Origin of the sequence: Leclercia sp. AS011, from assembly GCF_037152535.1 — a bacterium.
Taxonomy (GTDB): domain Bacteria; phylum Pseudomonadota; class Gammaproteobacteria; order Enterobacterales; family Enterobacteriaceae; genus Enterobacter.
In genome coordinates, this window is record NZ_JBBCMA010000001.1 from 984,579 (window position 1) to 1,005,253 (window position 20,675).

The following is a 20,675-nucleotide window of genomic DNA, read 5'->3' on the forward strand; positions in this document are numbered from 1 at the left end:
AATGGCCTCTGGTATCCGTCGGCATTGTATGAAGTGTGGGGATATCGTGCTGTAAAGCGTGCTGAATCTACGAGGCGTCCCGTAAAGTTCCAGGCTATGACCTGAGGAGTAGCCCTCTCAGTCGAGAGGGCTGGCAAGAAGAGGGTTGTTTACTTCCCGGCTGACGACGCGACGACAGGCTCTTCGCGCCGGTTTTTACCCACCGTTTTCCCGGCTTTATTCTCAATACGATACTCGATAGTCACCGGTTCGCGGCTGGATGGCGTGACGGTAATTTCCTTCACCCTGTTGCCCGAGTCGGGCGGCAGGGTCATGACCATCCTGCCTTCAGCAAGCCGCTGTCCGCTTTGCTTCACCCGCCACGTCAGTTGGCAATCCTCGCAGGCGGACCAGGTATCGTTGATAGCCCACAGGCGTACCGTCGCCTCGCTTCCCTGACGCCAGACGGCGGTCACGGGCTCGATGGAGGGCAGGATCGGCTGATAGGCTTGTTGCAGAGCGTAGTAGCCCGCTTTTGGCTTGCGCAGGTAATCTACCACCCCCCAGTTGATCGAGGGCCAGGTCTCGACAAACATAAAGTGGAAGAGGGCGGTGACGGGCTGATAGCGCTGGCGGCGATAGCTCTCTGCCGCCGTAGCAACCAGCTCCGCCTGATAGCCCTGGGTATTCTCAATCATCTCCTGAATGTTCTTACCCCGCGGGATATTGGCGAACTTAAAGGTCTGGAAAGGCTGAAAGTTGTGGTACTTCCAGAGCGTCCAGCCGGGGTCGTCTGCCGCGGTACTCTTCGGCCATATCAGATGCGGGGGCACAATGGTTTTTAGCGTCGACAGGCGCGGCAGCGCCTGGGCACCAAACTCGGTGATAATGCCGGTTTTGGCCGGGCCGAGCAGGTCGCGCAGGGTGCCGAAATACCACCCCGCCCAGTAGTGCTCTTCCACTGCGGAAAAGCGATGCACGATCCGGGAGGTGTCTTCCGCCAGGGTATCGCCTACCCGTTTCGTCAGGGACTGGTTTAAGTTTTTATTCCAGTCGGGGAAGCGTTTCTCCATCCACGGCGAGTTCCAGGGCGGCTCGTTGTGTCCGCCCCAGACAATAATGGCCGGGGAGTTACCGAACTGATCCATCATTTCACGGGTCTGCCGCACCGCATTGTCGGCAAAGGCGACGCTGTCATCGTAGCCCCACTGGAGGGGGACATCCTGCCAGATCATCAGCCCCATCTCATCCGCCACCTGATAAAGGGCGCGGCCTGCCACATGCCCGTGAACCCGGATCGCGTTGGCGTTCATCGCCTCTACCAGCTCAAAATCCCGACGATACTTACTTCGCGTCATGGTCCCGAGCCAGGGGGAGCCGATGTAGTTGCTGCCCTTAATAAACAGTCGCCGGTCGTTGATGCGCCAGCCTTTGTTGTCCGGCTGCTCTTCCAGCTTGCGTAAGCCGGTTCGCGTCACTGCGGTATCCATCACTCCACGATCGTCCACGAGAGTGGCGCGGATCCGGTACAGGTTCGGCCTGCCATAACCCACCGGCCACCAGAGTCTGGCTTCTTTCATTGGCAGCGTGACGCGCAGGCTCTGCACCTTATCGTCGGTCTTCACCAGGTTAACCGGGAATTCCTGCTGAAAGCGCTGGCCGTTAAAATTATCCGGCGCAGCCGACAGGCGCAGGGTCGCGGGCCCGGTGGCCCGCGCCCGGTAGCGGATTTCGGCGTGAAGGGCCGGGTTTTCCAGCCCCCCGCGCCAGTCAGGGCGCAGGATCACGTCGTCGACAGTCACACCGCGGCTCAGGTGCAGCTTCACCGGGGCCCAGATGCCGCCCGAGTTGGCATCCTGGCCGTGCTCCGACCAGGCTCCGCCGGGGCGGGTATCGTGTTGGTTAAGCACCCCTTTAACCAGCGTTTTGTGCAGTGGCCAGATGGTTTTGGGATCTTCCCAGGGGCTGTCTACCCGAACGGCGAGCTGATTGTGACGGTGTAACGCCTCGCTGACGTCCACAGCGAAGCGCTGGAAATAGCCCTCGTGGCGGCCGAGAGGGGTGCCGTTGAGCGTCACCTCCGCAAAATAGTCCACGCCGTCAAATACCAGGGTTGCCATGGTGTCCGGCGCGCGTTCGGGCAGCGTAAATTCGTGCCGGTACCACAGCGCCCCCTGATGATCGTATCCGGCGCTGTACCAGTTGGCAGGAACCCGAAGCGTACGCCAGTCGTGGTCCGGAGCGCTGGCACCGTTAAAGGCCGTGTCGTTGGCGTCATGTACCCGCCACTGCCCGGCCAGAGACCAGCTTACCGGCTGGCTCGCCAGCGCCAGCGGCGTGGTGAACAGCAGCAGCAGACCCAGTTTAGGGATCATACTTTACCTCCTGCGCTCTGCGGCGTAGCCAGGCTGCGCTGCGGTCGACCTCAGCGAAAAGCGCGCGGCGCAGCATGTTAAGCCCGGCCTGGTCCAGGGATGTCGCCTCACTTTCCAGCTGCTGTAACTGCCCGGCAAGATCGCTGAAACCAAGGGTAATGGCTTCACCGCGCAGCCGGTGCGCAGCCCGGCGCAGGGCCTCGCGGTCGTCATGATCGATGGCCCGGGCGAGGGTCGCTGTTGCCTCGTCGAGCCCCTCCCCGAACAAGGCCAACAGCTCCTGAACCAGGCTGGGATCGTCCGCGCACTGTTGTAAAAGACGCGCTTCGTCCGGCAGGCCCCGGTCTTGCGGCTGACCGACGCGGGTAATTTCATCCTGCAACGCCGCCTGGCTTACCGGCTTGGCAATATAGCCGTCGAAGCCCATCGCCAGACAGCGCTCTTTGTCGCCCTGCATGGCGTGAGCGGTCATGGCAATGGCGGGCTGGTGGCTAAGACCCCGTGCCAGCGTCTCCTCCCGCAGCAGGTGGATGGCGGTTTCCCCGTCCATCTCCGGCATTTGCAGGTCGATGAGCAGCACATCCCAGGGCTGCTCACGCCAGCGCTCCAGCGCCTCACGGCCGTTGTTCACCACCTCGCACTGGTGGCCGAGCCGCTCCAGCAGGCGTCTGGCAACTTTCTGATTCACCAGATTATCCTCGGCCAGCAGCACGCGCAGCCCGGCCTGAGGTGTGGCAGGGGTAATGAGGGGAGCAGGTACCGGGTCCGGAAGCGGGGCGGGTGCAAGGACGCTGGCAATGGTCTGGTGCAGTTCGCGCTGGGCAACCGGCTTGTGCAGATAGTGGTCGATGCCAATACGTTTGAGCATGTTGGCGTCAAAATGGCGGCTCATGGAGCTGAGCATGATGATATGGCTCTGCCCGGCCTGGGGCAGAACCGAAAGCTCAAGGGCGAGCGAAACACCGTCCATATCCGGCATCTGGGCATCCAGCAGGATCAGCGGCCAGTGCGCCCCTTCGGCGACACGCCGCAACACCTCCCCGGCGTTGTTTACACAGGTCGGGGTCAGGCCCATCTGGCGAAGCATGGTATCAAGCAGGCGCAGGTTGGTGCTGTTGTCATCCACCACCAGCACCGGTTCGCCGTTGAAGCGAACCATCGGGGTGCCTGCCGCTGCGGCTGTCTGCTGGTTCTCCAGCGGCAGGGTGAAGGCAAACTCGCTGCCGGTTCCGGGCTCGCTCTGCACCCTCAGTTCTCCGCCCATCAGGCTGACCAGCCGGGCGGAGATGGTCAGCCCCAGGCCGGTGCCGCCGTAGCGGCGGGTGGTGGAGCTGTCGGCCTGGCTGAAGGCCTCGAAGATGGCCTTTTGCTTCTCCGGCGGGATGCCGATGCCGCTGTCGCGGATGCGAAAACGCCACTGCCCCTCGCCGTCGGCGGGCTCTATCGCCAGCAGGACTTCGCCCTGATGGGTAAACTTGAGGGCGTTGCCCAGCAGGTTGGTGAGGATTTGACGCAGCCGGGGGCCATCCACGATGAGCACCTCCGGCACCGCAGGCGAGATATCCACCAGCAGCTCGATACCTTTTTCGCTGGCGGCGGGCATATGCGGGCGGATCAGTGACTGAACGAAGGGGCGGATCTCCAGCGGCTCTACGTCCATCGACATCTTGCCCGACTCGATGCGGGAGAAGTCGAGAATGTCATTGATAATGTGCATCAACGACTGGGCCGAGTTCATCACCAGGGAGAGATATTCCCGCTGCTCCGGGCTGAGCTGGGTGTCCAGGCACAGCTGGGTCATGCCAAGGATCCCGTTCATCGGGGTGCGGATCTCATGGCTCATATTGGCCAGGAAGGCGCTTTTGGCTTCGTTGGCCTCGCGGGCGACCTTCGCCGCCTCGATGGCCAGCAGTTCGGCCTCCTTGCGGCGGGTAATATCCTGCAGGGTGCCAATCACCCGTTCGGCCTGCTGCTGCATACTGAGGGTCACCACCTGACCCGAGATCAACATCCAGCGCCAGCCCTGGGTCGGGTGCTGGACGCGGATCTCACACTCAAACACCGGCATATGATCCTGCTTGGAGGCGACCATCGCCTGGCGCAGGGTTGTGCGATCCTCCTCGTGAACCAGATTGAGCAAAAAGCGTAGCGGATAGTGCAACTGCACACGCGGCTGGCCCACCATCGCCAGCAGGGTATCGTTCACCTGCAGGCTGTCGTGAGAGACCTGCCAGTCCCAGATGCCGATCTGGATCGACTCCGCGGTCAGTAAAAAATCGTCATGCAGCTGGTGGCGGGAGCGCTGCGCCTCATCAAGCTCGGTAATGTCCGTATGCAGGCTGACAATGCCGCCGTCCGCCAGCCGTTGATGCTGCACGTAGAGCCGCCGTTTTCCCGAGTGGCGCACTTCACGATGGTTCGCCTGACGGCAGTTGCGGATAATCGCCTCGCGCAGCGTCTGGCGACGGGCCGGGTCGATGTTATAGCCCGCATCAATAAATTTCTCCGCCAGACTCTCCAGCGTTGCACCGGCAGCCAGCCAGGGGGCAATCACCGGATAGAAGCGCGTCACCTGGTCATTCCAGGCCAGCAGGCGCTCGGCCCGATCGTAGATCATCACGCCCATCGGCAGCGCGTTAAGGTCGAAATGGGATGAGGATGGCATAGCTAATCGCCTCCGGGCTGATAGTGCAGCTCTGCCTGGCGACGCAGATACTCCAGGCCGGGCGCAATCGCCATCGCCCAGGCGGTGAGGATCTCCTCATCGCAGAGCGGATCGCAGGTGCGGACGGTTCTGAGCATCGCCTCCCGCCAGAGGGCAAAGAATCGGGGCGGCAGACGCAGACCTTCATCGCTCTGCTCCCGCGCCAGGCGCTCAAGGAAGTCCGGCACGAACAGCACGCCGTCAACGGTGAGCATGGCGAAAAAACTCTTGAAGATCATCTGCTGGCCTTCTTTACCCGGACGCCGGGCGAAGTGCTGCTCTGTTTCGGGGGAGATATGGCTAAAGGTGTCCCAGAAGGCATCGAAAAAGCGCGTTTTGTCGTGCCCGGGGATCACGCGGTTCAGGCTTGCCTCGAAGAGATCGCGATAAAATTTCATGGTGCGGTCCTCACGGCTCGTTCGCCCGGCAGGCAAAGACCCGGCGGGTTAAATTGATCCGTCGTGCGGCGGGAGAAATAGCTGTTGTCATCCGCCAGACCCTTTTCAAACAGCGGCCCGGCGTTGTGTTTGTACAGCAGGGCTTCCAGCACCATGGCGTTGGTGGAGAGGGTAAGGGTTGGGTTGATGTCCCCGGTCGCCTCCACCCGTCCCTCAAACCAGCCCTGCTCCGGGTTGTTCAGATGGGTGGTCACCGCCATCAGGGCGTCGGTGTAGTCGGTATCCCACAGCGTCCAGAGGACAAACACCGCTTTGGTGGAGACCTGCGCCAGCCGGGGATAATATCGACCATCGTCGCCCAGCGTATTCCACGCATAGCCATTCCCCCAGACGGTGTCCTCCACGTGCCAGGGTGCCTGCGGGAGATAAAAATCGGCGCGCGCGGTCAGCACTTTGTCACGCTCCCAGCGCGTTTTCTGACTGAGCCAGACCCCTTCAGCCCGCTCGCGTAACGTCTTTTGTACCTCCGGAGGCACGCCGGGCGGCTGCCAGCCGAACTCCAGCCCTGGCAGCATGGCGGGCAGGGTGGTCAGCAGCGAGGGCTGCCAGGTGGTGCGCGGATCCCGGGCGTCAACGGCCAGGCTGCGCTGATAGATAATGACGTTGCGGGAAGGGGGAATAATCGCCTTACCCACCGGAAAACCCCACAGGCGGAAGGCGCTGGCGGCGTACTCGCTCTCACCCAGCCGCAGCTCGTCGCGTACCACCGGCTGGCCGTCCTGTAGCGATGCGGATCGCAACTCCCCCTCGTTATCCATCACCGGGCAGAAGTTCCAGCGCAGGATAATTTTATCCAGGTACTCCCGATACTGGGGAGCACGTTCCGCGGTGAGGCGCAGGGCCAGCATCAGCCGCGCCATATCCTTTGCTGACCAGCCGCTTTTCGCCGGTTTGCCGCTGAAGTCTATGGGGGTTGCCGTCCGGCTGGAGTAAAGCCGCCCCGGGGTGCGGGTGTCGGTGAGCGTCAGGCGATTCAGGGTGCCGAGCAGGCGGGTCAGCCGGGCATCAAACTCGGCCTCGTTGATCAGATCCATCTCCCGGGCGGCGAGCAGGGCGATCAGGGTATCGCCCATTTGCCACAGGGTTACGCGCGGCTGCTTGTCGCTGCCGTTGACCAGCCCGGTCTGCGGCTGGGTGTTGTTCTCGAAATAGCGCCAGGCGGTGCGCGCCCACGCCTGCTCCTGTGGCGACAGGCTGCTGATGCGTGCGGTGGTGTGCCAGCCGCCCTGGGTCAGCCAGCGCCACCCGGCACCTTCCCGGCTGAACAGGGCGAAGGCGACGAGCAGCAGGAGTGCGGCGACGGCCAGCCAGCGGGCTAGGGTTTTAAGCATTGCGCGGTCACCGGCGGCAGTTTAACGGGCTCATCCGCGTTGCAGGTGGCGCACTGGCAGGCCTGGCAGGCCGGTCTGGTGCGCTGCGTGGTCCCGGTCTGTTCACACCAGGTTTTAACGGCTGGCGTGCTGTTCAGGAAAGGACGGTTACGCGGGGTGTTATTCGGCTCAAAAAGATCCACCAGCTTTTTGTCCCACAGGGAAGGGGCGAAATCGCGGTTTTTGGGATTGTCGGTGTTGAAGCGCAGCAGCTTGCCCCCTTTTTTGAACAGCAGCGCTTCCAGCATGATGCCGTTGTTATTGGCGGTGAACTCTTTGATCGGGCCGTCGCCGTTTTCATACAGCCCCTCGTAGTAGCCTTTCCCCTCCTCGTTGGCGTTTTCGATGGCGTCCAGCAGACGGTCAGTGTAGGGCGAATCCCATAGCACCCACATCCCCAGCGCGGCTTTCAGCGATACGGCGGCGGTATTAGGTACAAACTGGCCTTTATCGGTGATGGTGTTCCAGTTAAAGCCGTCGCTGAACACGGTGTCATAAACGAAGTAAGGAGACTTATCGAGCTGGTGCTCGGAGCGGGCAGTCAAAATACCGGTGATGGCGTAGCGATTCTCCTGAGCCTGATAGACCCGGTCGGCGAAGTTTTTCATCCACGGATGGGAGTAGTCGCGCGGGCTGTTATCCCGGTCTGTCGGATTATCAAAACCAAACTCCATGCCGTACAGGACGTAAGATTCGCTCACCACGTAGTTATGCTGGCTGGTCTGGCGCGGATCGCGCGAATCATAGGGCACCATCACGCAGTAGATTTCCGCCAGCTCATAGGGCTGGGGGCGGCTGGCCTGGCAGGTGCTGAACCCCCACAGGGAAAAGCCCGCCGCGCCATACTCCTCATAGCCCAGACGTCCCTCCTGCACGTACTTCGGCTGGCCGTTTTCCAGATAAGCGCCGTACAGCGTGCCGCAGGGATCGACCGCGTGGCTAAAATCCCAGCCCAGCACCACGTTGTCGATGCTGTTGCTGTACTCGGGATAGCGCTCTTTTATTACCTTCAGCCATACCAGCATCCTGCCGATGTCCAGCGCCGAAAAACCGATCTCGCCAGGCTTGTTCTGGTAGTTCACCTTCTGGCCGGACATGGTGTTGTAGGCTTTGTTGGGCAGCTCGTTGCGGAACAGATCCAGCTTGTTCAGGGTGGCGAGTAATTTCAGCATCCTGCGGTCAAACTCGGCTTTATCAATAATCCCCAGCTCCCGCGCCGCGGTCATGGCGGCCATGTAGGAGGCACTGTCCCACATGGTGGTGGAGGGGTATTTGTTTACCGCGTTGACCAGCCCGGTGGTGGGCTGAAAGTTAGAGACGAAGTATTGCCAGGCATTTTTGGCAATCGCCATCTCCCTGGGACTGAGTTCGCCGCTGCGCGGCTCGTACCCGGAGGCTGGCAGCCCGGTTGCGGCCTCCGCCGCAGTGAGCGAAAGCCAGATCGCCATGAGCCCGGCCAGAAGAGGAAAAAAGAGTAGCGATTTCAGCTTCATGGCTTAGCTCCTGCTGATGAAGTGGGTGGGGTTGTGGGGCCGAGGCAGGCCAGACACAGCATCTGCCCCCGGGCGATATAGGCCAGGCTTTCGAGGACGATGGCGTTGGTATCGGCGTCGACCACGTCGTTGACGCTGCTGTTAAGGTTCAGCCCGCGCTGCCAGCCCTTGCCGGGAACCTGCAGTTTCTGAACCTGCAGGCGCAGCGCTTCGCTCCAGCCGTTGCGGAACAGGGCATACCAGGCAAAGGCGGTGCGGGTGGAGGTGATGGCCGACTGCTCCGGCGGGTCATCGCGCAGGGCGCTGGTTTGCAGCGGCTGACGGTCAGGCAGATCGTTGACGTAATCCGGCGCGGGCTCGGCGTAGTCGGTGCTGATGGGGGGCTTGCTGACCCGAAGACCGTGGCGGCGCTGCTGGATCTGCATTATGCGCCAGGCGACCTCCGCGCTCTGGGCGTCAAAGCCCAGTTCAAGACCGGTCAACAGCCAGGGAAGGCTGATCAGCGAGGGCTGTCGGCCCCATGGCGTACGCAAACCTTCGTCAGGCACCATAATGCCGTCGATATCGATCATCTGTTGCCCTTCCAGCGGGTTAGTGACCGCCAGGCCCGCCGCGCTGTCGATCAGCCGAAGGGTGTGGCTGGCATACAGGCGATAACCGAAGCTGTTGCGCGGTTCGTCCACCGCCAGCGCCCAGTGGTGGAGCGGGGCCGCGGCCTGAGTGGCCGTGCTGCTGGTGACAAGAGCGCCCAGTGTCCACTGATTAAAAAGATCCCGCACGGCGGGAGCATGCTGAGGGTAACGCCACAGCAGGGTTTGCAGGGCGTTGAGCAGGCGGCCCATTCCGATAGCGGAGGAGTCGGCTTTACCCAGAATTTGCAGGGTATCCGCGTGGTAATAGGCGGCGGGCAGCCCCTCGGCATTGAGCGGGAGCCGTCCCAGGGTATAAAGCGCGGCGGTGATCCGCTCGTCAAACTCGTCGGTTGTCAGAATAGTGAGCTGTTTTGCCGCCACCAGCGCAAACAGGTAGCTGCCGGTGCTCCACAGGCTGAGCCAGGGCTCGCCATCCTGGGCGTTAGCCAGCCCGTTCGGCTGGGTATTGTTGACGTAGTACTGCCAGGCCACCCGCGCCCAGATCGCCTCGTCGAAGGTCAGCTCGCGCGAGGCGGGCAGGGGCGGGAAATCCTGACTTAACGTCATGCCCGTGGTGCTCTCTACGCGCGTGGGCATCTGCTTCTCGACCCAGACGACGATGGCGAAACCCAGCAGAAAACCGATCAGAATAGTGAGATAGCTGCGGGCCGACAGCAGCGCGTCGCGGGTTCTCATTGGCTCGCCTCCTCTTCGGCTGGCGTCCAGATAGCGGCGAGGATCAGCGGCAGCATGGCGGCGATATTTACCGCCCCCCAGAAGATATTGATGACGTAGCCGGAAGGGTCATCAACCTGCCCGCGCGCCACCTGGATGCCACCCCAGATCAGCCCCGCCAGGGTGAGCACGACGATGGCGATCTGCGGTTTGACGAGATAGAGAAAACGGCCCGTCTGGCGCTCTTTCGGGGTCACGTGAAACTTGATCTGCTCCCCTCGCAGAACGGTGTCCAGCGCCTTCAGGTTCATGGAGAAGAAAGAGAGATAAGATGCCCTGCCATCCCAGGCTGAAATCCCCCAGGTACCGAACATAAAGGCCAGCTCGGACACTATAAAAAAGGGCAGAAAATGCAGGTAAAAGGGCTCGGACCAGGCCGACACCGGGGGAATACCGGTGAACAGGTAGATAATGGGCGAAACGAGGAAAATGGTATTCCATACGCAGGCCATATAAGACCAGAAGGTGGTGGCGTACATCAGCGTCTGCGGCAAAGAGAGCTTAAAGCGACGACGGCTGAAAATGTTGTCGTGGAACAGAATATCCAGCGACCCTGCGGCATATTTAAAACGCTGGATCATCCAGGTCAGCATATCCTGCGGGGAGAGCATTTTGGATTCGATCCGCGGGTGCATCACCGAGCGCCAGCGGCGGGCGGCATCCCCGTGTAGCAGGATCGAGGTATAAATATCTTCCGAGACGTGAAACTTATAAGGGGTCAATTCGGTGTCGAAGGCCACATGAGGACGCATGGCGTCCTGCAGGCTTTCGCGCATGGCAGGGTCGCGAATGTCCCGGGTATGGCGGTCGATCTCCTCTTCGACGGTCCAGACGTAGCTGCGCAGGGCCGCCTGCATCACCGCCTCGCGCCGGTGAATGGAGGCCGCGCCGCAGCAGAAGGCGGCGTTAGCCCAGTTGCGGCGGCGTAAAATGACGTCGTAGAACATGCGCGGATCGTTGAAGAAGGGATCACGCCCGAGGGTCACCGGCCCGATGAACTTCTGGGCCAGCCAGCCCAGCCCGTATCCCGCTTTGCCCGCCCTGCGCCCGAGCCAATGCGGCAAACTTTCCCCTTCTGGCAGGTCGAAAAACCACTGCGGAGTCTGGACCCAGGCTACGTCCGGGTCGCGGAAATAGCCCAGCGTATGGCTGAGCAGCGTGGGGAAGACGCGGGTATCGGCATCGCAGATCACCAGGAAGTCACCGTCGGTCTGCTCCAGCCCGTTACGCAGGTTGCCCGCCTTGTAGCCGATGTTGGTCTGGCGGGTAATGTAGTTGGCACCTTCCTGCTCGCAGACGGCTTTCATCTCCGGGCGGCGACCGTCATCCAGCACGTGGACCTTAAAGTCCAGCGGCCCGGGGTAGGCCATTTTCATGGCGTCGCGAATGGAGAGCCTGACCAGCTCCACGTCTTCGGAATAGGTGGCGATAAAGAGATCGACCTTTATCGGCCTCGACTCCTCCGCGTCCTCCGGTCTCAGACAGTCGTTGATCTCCGTCGGGGGCGGGTTTTGCGGCGGATCCTTTTCCTGCCACAGATTGATGGTGAACAGCACCGTGCCGATCCAGGCCAGGGTTTCCGCCAGCACCAGCGGAATGGCATACCACAGCGCGTCGGTATTTAACGATGCGGTCCAGCGCCAGTAAATATAATTGGCACCCAGAATCAGGGCCGCAACCGCTAATACCTGCCAGGTCATCATTACCCAACGCGGCGTCTTTAGCGGTTCAGGCGGCTGCCGGTGTTCAAAACGGGAAAAATAAAAATCCATAGTGAAGGATATCCTGATTCCACGATGACAATTAATTAAAAGCCTGCTACCGGCGGTGAAGGCGTCACGGAAAATAACGTCCACAAAAACATAATTTAAGGTAAGTGTAGAACGCGTAAAAAAATATTCCAGCAGGTTAAATTGCGATAGTTTAGGGCGGCTTAAATAAAACTTAATTAATGGTAAGGTTTATTCACGGATGCCGCAATAATTGCCAGATGAATGCATTTACGCTATCTAAATAATTGGCACGATGCTTTTTCAGGATCATTAACAGGACTCACCATGAGCCAGATTGCGACTGATATACCGCAGAAAGAGAGCGTAAAATCAACGGCATGGCGCTATTCCCTGGCCGGGAATCGCGATCTGCGTATTGATTTTATGCGCGGCATTGCGCTGGTGATGATGGTGGTGGCGCATACGGAAGTGATGTCGATATTTAATATATTTACCTGGGAGCGTTTTGGCCTGACGACGGGTGCGGAAGGCTTTGTTATTCTTTCCGGATTTATGCTAGGGATGTTAAATCGCGCCAGATTACAAAAGGCCGTATTACTCACTATTTCCTGGGGGCTTTACCTCAGAGCATGGAAAATATACCGGGTTAATATTATTATCATTGTGTCCTTTCTGTTGTTGGGGTATTTGCCTTTTATTAACGTCTTTGAGGTGACCCATTTTACCGATCGCTTTTCCGGGACAAGCTGGTCGCTCTATCCGGTAACGCCGCAAATAAAAGAGACCTGGTTTAACATTATTCTCTACCTGCAAATTGGCCCTCACCAGACGCAAATCCTCGGTCTCTATATTTTTCTGCTGCTGTTAAGCCCCCTGTTTTTAGGGATGCTGCAAAGGGGCTACGTCTACTGGCTGCTGGGCTTATCGCTGCTGGTTTACGGCTGCTGGCAGCGCTGGCCGGTGCGGGTCACCCCCTCCGAATTCGAGTTCGCCTTTCTGCTGATGGCGTGGCAATTTATTTTTGTGCTGGGCATGGCCTCCGGCTGGTACAAAGAGGAGCTGCTCTCCTTCGCCCGCACGCCCCCGGGCAAAGTCGTGGTGATAGCGCTGGTGATCGTCGCGCTCGTCCTCGGCTTTGTCGCGCAGAACCATACCAACCCCTTTATGCCGCCCGCGCTCCTGATGCACGTTATCCCGCCGGCAGAGTTTAATGCCTTTTACCATACCTGGGCGGGGAAGAACGGCCTCGGGCCGATACGCGTCCTGAACGATATCTGCCTGATGGTGACGGTCTACCTGCTGCTGACCTGGTTCTGGCAGCCCCTTTACCGGCTGGCAGGCTGGTTTCTCATCCCGCTCGGCCAGCGCTCGCTTTATACCTTTATTTTGCATGTCTACATCGTGCTCGCGGTCAGCCAGTTCGTGACCTTCGATCTCTGGCGGCAGGACTGGATTGTGAACACCTTCGTTCACGCGGCAGCGCTGGGCGTACTGTGGTTACTGGCGAAATATAACGTCGCCGCACGCTGGATACCTAACTAAGGAAAGGCAAATGCGGGAGAAACATTTACTGGCCTGCGTGCTGTTATGCGCCGCCGCGGGTGCCCAGGCGGCTCAGAAAGAGGGGGAGGAGCCGCTACGGGACAAAAACGGCGAGCCGGTGCAGGCGGGGGTCTTCACCAGCCGCTGGGGACGGCTTTTCTCGGGCAATGACGATGTCTTTTCCGGTGCCCTGAGCTTTAGCTCTGGTTTGAAGGAGCAGTGGATGTCCATCCCCAACAGCTCCGATAGCGCAGAGCAGAAGCGCAAATATAACCAGACGCTGAACCTCAGCCTGCAATATTCCCCCTACAGCTACTGGTTTGCCAACGTCACATCGCGCCTGCCGGTGACCGACACCAGCCGCTACACGGCCGATTTCCGCTACAGCTTCGGCTACGATGACTGGCATGCCAACACCCTGAGTCTGGTTTACAGCAACTACGGCGATAACCGTTTCTGGACCTCCGGTAACCAACGCCACACCTACTTTGAGCAGGGGGCCGTGACCCTGGCGTACAAGTTCTCGCTGCCGAAGCCCCTGGAGAACAGCCTGCTGATCAACAAAGGTGACTCTATCATCTGCCAGGTGGGCTACAGCTGGGTTCCGCGCTATTACGATCTGGAGAGCAACGATATTCGCAGCAATAAAAACCTGATGCTGGGGGGATGTGGGTACACCTTCAAGCAACATTTCTTTGTGCGTGCCACGGCCTTCTGGTACCCGGACAGCAGCCAGCAGCAGCCCTGGAACGGCGACTACAGCTACAGCTTTGGCTACGCGGGCTATACGCCCGGATCCTTCTCCGTTCAGTACGCCAACTACTCAGGCACCCGTTATCCCGGCCACCAGAGCGGCAACGGCAAGTTTCGTGAAGGCACGGTCAGCCTTATCTGGTTCTTACCGCTTTAGGGGGGCGTTATGTCAGCACAGCACGTCCTGATTGTTGAAGATTCGCCGGTCTACCGGCGGCTGCTGGCGCGGATGCTTGCCCAGTGGGGCTATAGCGTCAGCGAGGCGGAAAACGGCGTCGCCGCGCTGCAGATCCTGGCAAACCAGCCGGTAAGCCTGGTGATCAGCGACTGGGAGATGCCGGAGATGGACGGCCTTACCCTGTGCCGGGAGATCCGCAGCCGTCAGTTTGGGCACTATGTTTACGTCATTCTGCTCACCGCCCGTGAAGCGCCGGACGATTTGACGCTGGGGTTTGACGCCGGGGCAGATGATTTTCTCAGCAAGCCCGTGGAGCAGAGCGAGCTGCGGGCGCGGCTGCACGCGGGGGCGCGGGTGCTCTCCCTCGAGGCGACGCTTGCCGCGCGTAACGCGCGTCTGAGTGAGGCCCTGCGCCAGATTGAACAGGATCTGGAGGTGGCGGCGCGTATCCAGCAGTCGGTATTGCCTGCGCACCAGCAGCGCTACCGGGACTACTTTTCCGACTGGATCTTCCTGCCGTCGGCCTGGGTTTCCGGGGATATTTTTAACGTCTTCCCGCTGGATAACCATCTGGGGTTCTACTGCGTGGACGTCTCCGGTCACGGGGTCGGCGCGGCGATGATGTCCCTCGCCGTGGCCCGCCAGTTTCTGCACGGCAGGGCGGTGGAGCGTTTTCTGTTTACGGCTGATAACGAGGTGGCGTCTCCCGCCGAGGTCGTGCGGATCCTTAACGGCCGCTTTTGCAGCGATGAAGTGGAGATCGTCAGCTATTTCACCATGATTTACGGCGTCATCGATCTGGCGACCGGCCAGGGCAAGCTGTGCCAGGCGGGGCACCCGACTCCCTTTATTGTCACGCCGGACGGCGAGGCAAGGACGGTGGGCAATGGCGGCGCGCCGGTGGGGCTGATGCCGGATCTCGGCTGGGCGGATGTCAGCTTCTCGCTGGCCCCCGGCGAGCGGCTGTGCCTGTTCAGCGACGGGATTACCGAATGCGAAAACCTGGCTGGCGAACAGTTCGGCCAGATGCGGCTCCAGGCGGCGCTACAGGCTGGATCGGGCCTCGCGCTGAACGCGCTTCTGCCGCAGTTCGCCCGGCATCTCATTCACTGGCGCAGTGGGGAAAACAGCGAACCCCATGCGATGGCCGATGATGTCTCACTTTTAGTCATTGAGCGTACAGGAGAAAAACAATGAATATTGCTACAGAGCGGCAGCCCAACGTGAATATTATGACACCCTCGGTGCGCCGACTGGATGCCTCGGTGGCGGCGGCCTTTAAGGAGGCCATCACCCGCGAGACGGGTGAGGATCGCAAAGCCCTGATTATCGACTTCAGTAAAATTGATTTTATCGACAGTAGCGGGCTGGGGATGCTGGTGTCCCTGCTAAAAATGATGAACGGTAAAGGCGACATGGTGCTCTGTGCCCTGAACCCGGGGATCCGCAATATGTTCACCCTGACCCGGATGGACCGCATTTTCCGTATCTGTCCGGATCGCGCCGCGGCGCTTGCGCAGCTGAATCCGTGATATGTCCGTGACTAACGATATCGCGCTCCCGGCCACCTTAACCTCGCTCTCGCCGCTGGCGGAGTGGCTGGCACACCAGCTTGATCCGCTGCCCGTCGACGAGGCGTGGCGCTTTGCGCTGGATCTCGCCGCCTGCGAGACGGCGACCAATATTATTCGCTATGCGCTGCACGAGGATACGCGCGCGCTTTTCAGGGTGGAATTTATCGCCAGCGACGCGGGGGTGCGGCTGCGCTTTACCGATGCGGGGGCGATCTTTCCGGCGGAACGCCTTGCTGCGGCGCGTAATGAGGCGTTTGAGGACGACGCGCTACTGGCGGAAAGCGGCCGGGGGCTCAGGCTGATCCTGCTGTCGGTGGACCGTTTTGATGTACAACGTCGGGACGGGCAGAATATAGCTACCCTGGAAAAAGGGTGGTCAGAGCAGAAAAGCAAAAACCCTCCCACCGGGCGGTGAGAGGGGGAAATCTTATGCAGCCACCAGGCTGTCGATTGCTGCTTTCGCGTCGGACTGCGCTTTGGTCGCCACTTCCGGACCGTAAGCGATACCTTCAGCGAACACGAAGTTCACGTCGGTGATGCCGATGAAGCCCAGGAACAGGCTCAGGTACGGAGCAACCAGGTCGGTTGGGGTATCTTTGTGAATACCGCCGCGGCTGGACAGCACGATAGCGCGTTTGCCTTTTACCAGACCTTCAGGGCCGTTCTCGGTGTAGCGGAAGGTTACGCCCGCACGCGCCACCAGGTCGAAGTAGTTTTTCAGCTGCGTCGGGATGTTGAAGTTGTACATCGGGGCGTTAATCACGATCACGTCGTGCGCCTGCAGCTCGGCAATCAGCTCATCGGACAGCGCCAGGGCTTCCTGCTGACGTGGGGTCAGTGGCGCATCGCTCGGACGCAGGGCACCAACCAGTTCACCATCCAGTACCGGGATTGGCTGAGCGGCCAGATCGCGGACGGTGATTTCGTCACCGCTGTGCTGTTCACGCCACTGCTCAACGAAATAATCAGACAGCTGACCAGACTGAGAGTACCCTGCCAGAATACTGGATTTAAGAACTAATACTTTGCTCATGGGTGATTCCTTTTATGTATTTGATGAGGGGGGTTGCCCCGTTGCTTGCTGACACTCTATTCACAATCCTGCCGCAGGGATAGCGCAATATATCGAAGCCTATGTTCGAAATTTTTGAATAAGGCGCAAAAACCATCGATGTGGTACTCTATATCAATCATTAAAAAGAGATTTTATCCGGCAGTGCACTGCCCGTTAACGCTATGACAGAACAACAGAAATTAACCTTCCCGATGCTGATGCAACAGCTGGATCCGCTGATGCTGCGTGACAAACAGCGGTTTGCCCGCCGTCTGCACGGGGTGAAGAAGGTTAAAAATCCTGATGCACAACAGGCCATTTACCAGGAGATGGCGAAAGAGATTGAACAGGCAGCGGGTAAGGTTGTGCTGCGCGAAGCCGCGCGTCCGGCTATCACCTACCCGGAAAACCTGCCCGTCAGCCAGAAGAAACAGGAGATCCTCGAAGCCGTGCGCGATCATCAGGTGGTGATTGTGGCGGGGGAGACTGGCTCCGGTAAAACCACGCAGCTACCAAAAATCTGTATGGAGCTGGGGCGCGGGATCAAAGGCCTGATCGGCCATACCCAGCCGCGGCGTCTGGCGGCGCGTACCGTGGCGAACCGTATTGCCGAAGAGCTGCAAACCGAGCCGGGCGGCTGTATCGGCTATAAGGTGCGCTTCAGCGATCACGTCAGCGACAACACCATGGTCAAGCTGATGACCGACGGTATTCTGCTGGCCGAAATTCAGCAGGACCGTCTGCTGATGCAGTACGACACCATCATCATCGATGAAGCGCACGAGCGCAGCCTGAACATCGACTTCCTGCTGGGCTATCTGCGGGAGCTGCTGCCGCGTCGTCCGGACCTGAAAGTGATCATCACCTCGGCCACCATCGACCCGGAACGTTTTTCGCGCCACTTCAACAATGCGCCGATCATCGAAGTCTCCGGCCGTACTTATCCGGTGGAAGTGCGTTACCGTCCGATGGTGGAAGATGCCGACGACACCGAGCGCGACCAACTGCAGGCCATCTTCGACGCGGTAGACGAGCTGGGCAATGAAAGCCCGGGCGATATCCTGATCTTTATGAGCGGCGAGCGCGAAATCCGCGATACCGCCGACGCGCTCAGCAAGCGCGACCTGCGCCATACCGAAATCTTGCCGCTGTACGCCCGTCTGTCCAACAGCGAGCAGAACCGCGTGTTCCAGTCCCACAGCGGCCGCCGCATCGTACTGGCGACCAACGTGGCGGAAACCTCCCTCACCGTGCCGGGCATTAAATATGTGATTGACCCCGGCACGGCGCGCATCAGCCGCTACAGCTACCGCACCAAGGTGCAGCGTCTGCCGATTGAGCCGGTGTCGCAGGCCTCGGCGAACCAGCGTAAGGGCCGCTGCGGGCGTGTATCGGAAGGGATCTGTATTCGTCTCTATTCTGAAGACGATTTCCTGTCGCGTCCGGAATTTACCGACCCGGAAATTCTGCGCACCAACCTGGCGTCGGTCATTCTGCAGATGACGGCGCTGGGGCTGGGCGATATCGCCGCCTTCCCGTTTGTTGAAGCGCCGGATAAACGCAATATCCAGGACGGCGTGCGCCTGCTGGAAGAGCTGGGGGCGATCACCACCGACGAGCAGGCCACCGCCTACAAGCTGACTCCGCAGGGGCGTCAGCTCAGCCAGCTGCCGGTGGATCCGCGTCTGGCGCGGATGGTGCTGGAGGCACAAAAACACGGCTGCGTGCGCGAGGCGATGATCATCACCTCGGCGCTCTCCATTCAGGATCCGCGCGAGCGCCCGATGGACAAACAGCAGGCCTCCGACGAAAAACACCGTCGCTTCCACGATAAAGAGTCCGACTTCCTCGCCTTCGTGAACCTGTGGAACTACATCGGCGAGCAGCAGAAGGCGCTGTCGTCGAACCAGTTCCGCCGCCAGTGCAAGCTGGACTTCCTCAACTATCTGCGGGTCCGCGAGTGGCAGGATATCTACACCCAACTGCGCCAGGTGGTGAAAGAGCTGGGCATTCCGGTGAACAGCGAACCGGCGGAGTACCGCGAAATTCACATCGCGCTGCTGACCGGGCTGCTGTCGCATATCGGGATGAAAGATGCCGATAAGCAGGAATTTACCGGCGCGCGTAACGCCCGTTTCTCCATCTTCCCGGGTTCCGGTTTGTTCAAGAAGCCGCCGAAGTGGACGATGGTGGCCGAGCTGGTTGAGACCAGCCGCCTGTGGGGCCGTATTGCTGCGCGTATCGATCCGGAGTGGGTCGAGCCGGTGGCGCAACACCTGCTGAAACGCTCGTACAGTGAACCGCACTGGGAGCGGGCGCAGGGCGCGGTGATGGCGACCGAAAAGGTCACCGTCTACGGCCTGCCGGTGGTGGCCGCGCGTAAGGTCAACTACAGCCAGATCGACCCGGCGCTTTCACGCGAGCTGTTTATCCGCCACGCGCTGGTGGAGGGGGACTGGCAGACCCGTCACGCCTTCTTCCGGGAAAACCTGAAACTGCGCAGCGAAGTGGAAGAGCTGGAGCACAAAACCCGTCGCCGCGACATCCTGGTGGATGACGAGACGCTGTTCGAGTTCTACGACCAGCGCATCAGCCACGAGGTGGTCTCGGCCCGCCACTTCGACAGCTGGTGGAAAAAGGTCAGCCGCGACACCCCGGATCTGCTCAACTTTGAAAAGAGCATGTTGATCAAAGAGGGGGCGGAGCAGGTCAGCAAGCTCGACTACCCGAACTTCTGGCATCAGGGCAACCTCAAGCTGCGCCTGAGCTACCAGTTTGAACCGGGTACCGATGCCGACGGCGTGACCGTCCACATTCCGCTGCCGCTGCTCAACCAGGTGGAGGAGAGCGGGTTTGAGTGGCAAATTCCCGGCCTGCGCCGCGAGCTGATTATTGCCCTGATCAAATCCCTGCCGAAGCCGGTGCGCCGCAACTTTGTACCCGCCCCGAACTACGCCGAGGCGTTTTTAGGCCGCGTCACGCCGCTGGAGCTGCCTCTGCTGGATTCGCTGGAGCGTGAACTGCGCCGGATGACGGGCGTGACCATCGACCGGGAAGACTGGCACTGGGATCAGGTGCCCGATCACCTGAAAATCAGCTTCCGCGTCGTCGACGAGAAGAATAAGAAATTGCAGGAGGGCCGTTCCCTCACCGAGCTGAAAGACGCCCTGAAAGGCAAGGTGCAGGAGACGTTGTCTGCCGTGGCCGACGACGGTATCGAGCAGAGCGGGCTGCATATCTGGAGCTTTGGTCAGCTGCCGGAAAGCTACGAGCAGAAGCGCGGCAACTACAAGGTGAAAGCCTGGCCGGCGCTGGTGGACGAGCGCGACAGCGTGGCGATCAAGCTGTTCGATAATCCGCAGGAGCAGCAGCAGGCGATGTGGCGCGGGCTGCGCCGTTTACTGCTGCTGAACATCCCGTCGCCGATCAAGTATCTGCACGAGAAGCTGCCAAACAAAGCCAAGCTGGGGCTCTACTTTAACCCGTACGGCAAGGTGCTGGATCTGATTGACGACTGCATCTCCTGCGGCGTGGACCAGCTGATCCACGCCGCGGGCGGCCCGGTGTGGACCGAAGCGGGCTTTGCCCAGCTGCACGAAAAAGTGCGTGCTGAACTCAATGAGACGGTGGTCAACATTGCGAAGCAGGTCGAGCAGATCCTCACCGCGGTGTTCAATATCAACAAGCGCCTGAAAGGGCGGGTGGATATGACCATGGCGCTGGGGCTGTCGGACGTTAAAGCCCAGATGGCCGGGCTGGTCTATCGCGGATTTGTCACCGGCAACGGCTACAAGCGTTTAGGCGATACGCTGCGTTATTTGCAGGCGATTGAAAAACGTCTCGAGAAGATGGCCGTCGATCCGCACCGCGACCGGGCGCAGATGCTGAAGGTGGAGGCGGTGCAGCAGCGCTGGCAGCAGTGGCTCAACAAGCTGCCGCCAGCCCGCCGCGATGACGAAGACGTGCAGGAGATCCGCTGGATGATCGAAGAGCTGCGCGTCAGCTTCTTTGCCCAGCAGCTCGGGACGCCGTATCCCATCTCCGACAAGCGTATTGTGCAGGCGATGGAGCAGATTTCGGCCTAGAAAAACGCCG

The 20,675-nt window shown here is 60.2% G+C and carries 14 protein-coding genes; 6 read left to right on the plus strand and 8 right to left on the minus strand.

What is annotated here, in order from left to right; all coding sequences use genetic code 11:
• Nucleotides 1-149: 149 nt before the first annotated feature.
• The 7 genes from WFO70_RS04580 to WFO70_RS04610 are packed head-to-tail and all read right to left on the minus strand — an operon-like array spanning nt 150 to nt 11,518.
• Entirely contained in the window at nt 150-2,354 is a 2,205-nt protein-coding gene (locus WFO70_RS04580) for a glycoside hydrolase family 2 protein (RefSeq protein ID WP_337014854.1), read from the minus strand.
• Nucleotides 2,344-5,019, minus strand: a complete 2,676-nt coding sequence (locus WFO70_RS04585; protein ID WP_337014855.1) for a hybrid sensor histidine kinase/response regulator — start codon at nt 5,017-5,019, stop codon at nt 2,344-2,346. The genes WFO70_RS04580 and WFO70_RS04585 overlap by 11 nt, the downstream gene beginning before the upstream one ends.
• A gap of 2 nt (nt 5,020-5,021) precedes the next feature.
• Nucleotides 5,022-5,456 (minus strand): globin, encoded by a 435-nt coding sequence (locus WFO70_RS04590; protein ID WP_337014856.1) that lies wholly within the window; start codon nt 5,454-5,456, stop codon nt 5,022-5,024.
• Entirely contained in the window at nt 5,453-6,847 is a 1,395-nt protein-coding gene (locus WFO70_RS04595; protein WP_337014857.1) for a DUF3131 domain-containing protein, read from the minus strand. The genes WFO70_RS04590 and WFO70_RS04595 overlap by 4 nt, the downstream gene beginning before the upstream one ends.
• Nucleotides 6,832-8,379: a DUF3131 domain-containing protein gene (locus WFO70_RS04600; RefSeq protein WP_442913348.1), complete on the minus strand. Its 1,548-nt coding sequence runs from the start codon at nt 8,377-8,379 to the stop codon at nt 6,832-6,834. The genes WFO70_RS04595 and WFO70_RS04600 overlap by 16 nt, the downstream gene beginning before the upstream one ends.
• Complete coding sequence (locus WFO70_RS04605; RefSeq protein ID WP_337014858.1) at nt 8,376-9,707, minus strand: DUF3131 domain-containing protein; 1,332 nt, start codon at nt 9,705-9,707, stop codon at nt 8,376-8,378. Before WFO70_RS04605 ends, WFO70_RS04600 begins: the two co-directional genes overlap by 4 nt.
• On the minus strand, nt 9,704-11,518 hold the full coding sequence (locus WFO70_RS04610; protein ID WP_337014859.1) for a glycosyltransferase family 2 protein: 1,815 nt from the start codon (nt 11,516-11,518) through the stop codon (nt 9,704-9,706). The genes WFO70_RS04605 and WFO70_RS04610 overlap by 4 nt, the downstream gene beginning before the upstream one ends.
• Before the next feature lie 285 nt (nt 11,519-11,803).
• Between WFO70_RS04610 and opgC the strand changes: the two genes are divergently transcribed.
• From opgC to WFO70_RS04635, 5 genes are read left to right on the plus strand one after another with little or no spacing between them, the layout of a single operon-like run.
• Nucleotides 11,804-13,021 carry an OpgC domain-containing protein gene (gene opgC / locus WFO70_RS04615; RefSeq protein ID WP_337014860.1) on the plus strand — a complete coding sequence of 406 codons (1,218 nt, stop codon included), beginning with the start codon at nt 11,804-11,806 and terminating at the stop codon, nt 13,019-13,021.
• Between the two features lie 10 nt (nt 13,022-13,031).
• Nucleotides 13,032-13,931: a hypothetical protein gene (locus tag WFO70_RS04620; RefSeq protein ID WP_337014861.1), complete on the plus strand. Its 900-nt coding sequence runs from the start codon at nt 13,032-13,034 to the stop codon at nt 13,929-13,931.
• Between the two features lie 9 nt (nt 13,932-13,940).
• Nucleotides 13,941-15,149: a PP2C family protein-serine/threonine phosphatase gene (locus WFO70_RS04625; protein WP_337014862.1), complete on the plus strand. Its 1,209-nt coding sequence runs from the start codon at nt 13,941-13,943 to the stop codon at nt 15,147-15,149.
• Nucleotides 15,146-15,484, plus strand: coding sequence for an STAS domain-containing protein (locus WFO70_RS04630; RefSeq protein WP_337014863.1), 339 nt, complete (start codon nt 15,146-15,148; stop codon nt 15,482-15,484). Before WFO70_RS04625 ends, WFO70_RS04630 begins: the two co-directional genes overlap by 4 nt.
• Before the next feature lies 1 nt (nt 15,485).
• The gene (locus WFO70_RS04635) at nt 15,486-15,941 is read left to right on the plus strand and encodes an ATP-binding protein (RefSeq protein WP_337014864.1); all 456 of its coding nucleotides are present in this window, start codon (nt 15,486-15,488) and stop codon (nt 15,939-15,941) included.
• 12 nt (nt 15,942-15,953) lie between these two features.
• On the opposite strand, the gene azoR is transcribed toward WFO70_RS04635, so the two are convergent.
• Nucleotides 15,954-16,559: an FMN-dependent NADH-azoreductase gene (azoR, locus tag WFO70_RS04640; protein ID WP_337014865.1), complete on the minus strand. Its 606-nt coding sequence runs from the start codon at nt 16,557-16,559 to the stop codon at nt 15,954-15,956.
• Nucleotides 16,560-16,762: 203 nt separating this feature from the next.
• On the opposite strand from azoR, the gene hrpA reads away from it, so the two are divergent.
• Nucleotides 16,763-20,665 (plus strand): ATP-dependent RNA helicase HrpA, encoded by a 3,903-nt coding sequence (gene hrpA / locus WFO70_RS04645; protein WP_337014866.1) that lies wholly within the window; start codon nt 16,763-16,765, stop codon nt 20,663-20,665.
• The last annotated feature ends 10 nt before the right edge of the window (nt 20,666-20,675 follow it).

Bases quoted from the DNA above. Each gene is read 5' to 3' on its own strand.
- WFO70_RS04620 (WP_337014861.1), top strand. From the start codon at position 13,032: ATGCGGGAGAAACATTTACTGGCCTGCGTGCTGTTATGCGCCGCCGCG.
- WFO70_RS04630 (WP_337014863.1), top strand. From the start codon at position 15,146: ATGAATATTGCTACAGAGCGGCAGCCCAACGTGAATATTATGACACCC.
- WFO70_RS04580 (WP_337014854.1), bottom strand. From the start codon at position 2,354: ATGATCCCTAAACTGGGTCTGCTGCTGCTGTTCACCACGCCGCTGGCG.
- WFO70_RS04590 (WP_337014856.1), bottom strand. From the start codon at position 5,456: ATGAAATTTTATCGCGATCTCTTCGAGGCAAGCCTGAACCGCGTGATC.
- WFO70_RS04610 (WP_337014859.1), bottom strand. From the start codon at position 11,518: ATGGATTTTTATTTTTCCCGTTTTGAACACCGGCAGCCGCCTGAACCG.
- azoR (WP_337014865.1), bottom strand. From the start codon at position 16,559: ATGAGCAAAGTATTAGTTCTTAAATCCAGTATTCTGGCAGGGTACTCT.
- WFO70_RS04585 (WP_337014855.1), bottom strand. From the start codon at position 5,019: ATGCCATCCTCATCCCATTTCGACCTTAACGCGCTGCCGATGGGCGTG.
- WFO70_RS04600 (WP_442913348.1), bottom strand. From the start codon at position 8,379: ATGAAGCTGAAATCGCTACTCTTTTTTCCTCTTCTGGCCGGGCTCATG.
- WFO70_RS04605 (WP_337014858.1), bottom strand. From the start codon at position 9,707: ATGAGAACCCGCGACGCGCTGCTGTCGGCCCGCAGCTATCTCACTATT.
- WFO70_RS04595 (WP_337014857.1), bottom strand. From the start codon at position 6,847: ATGCTTAAAACCCTAGCCCGCTGGCTGGCCGTCGCCGCACTCCTGCTG.
- opgC (WP_337014860.1), top strand. From the start codon at position 11,804: ATGAGCCAGATTGCGACTGATATACCGCAGAAAGAGAGCGTAAAATCA.
- WFO70_RS04635 (WP_337014864.1), top strand. From the start codon at position 15,486: ATGTCCGTGACTAACGATATCGCGCTCCCGGCCACCTTAACCTCGCTC.
- WFO70_RS04625 (WP_337014862.1), top strand. From the start codon at position 13,941: ATGTCAGCACAGCACGTCCTGATTGTTGAAGATTCGCCGGTCTACCGG.
- hrpA (WP_337014866.1), top strand. From the start codon at position 16,763: ATGACAGAACAACAGAAATTAACCTTCCCGATGCTGATGCAACAGCTG.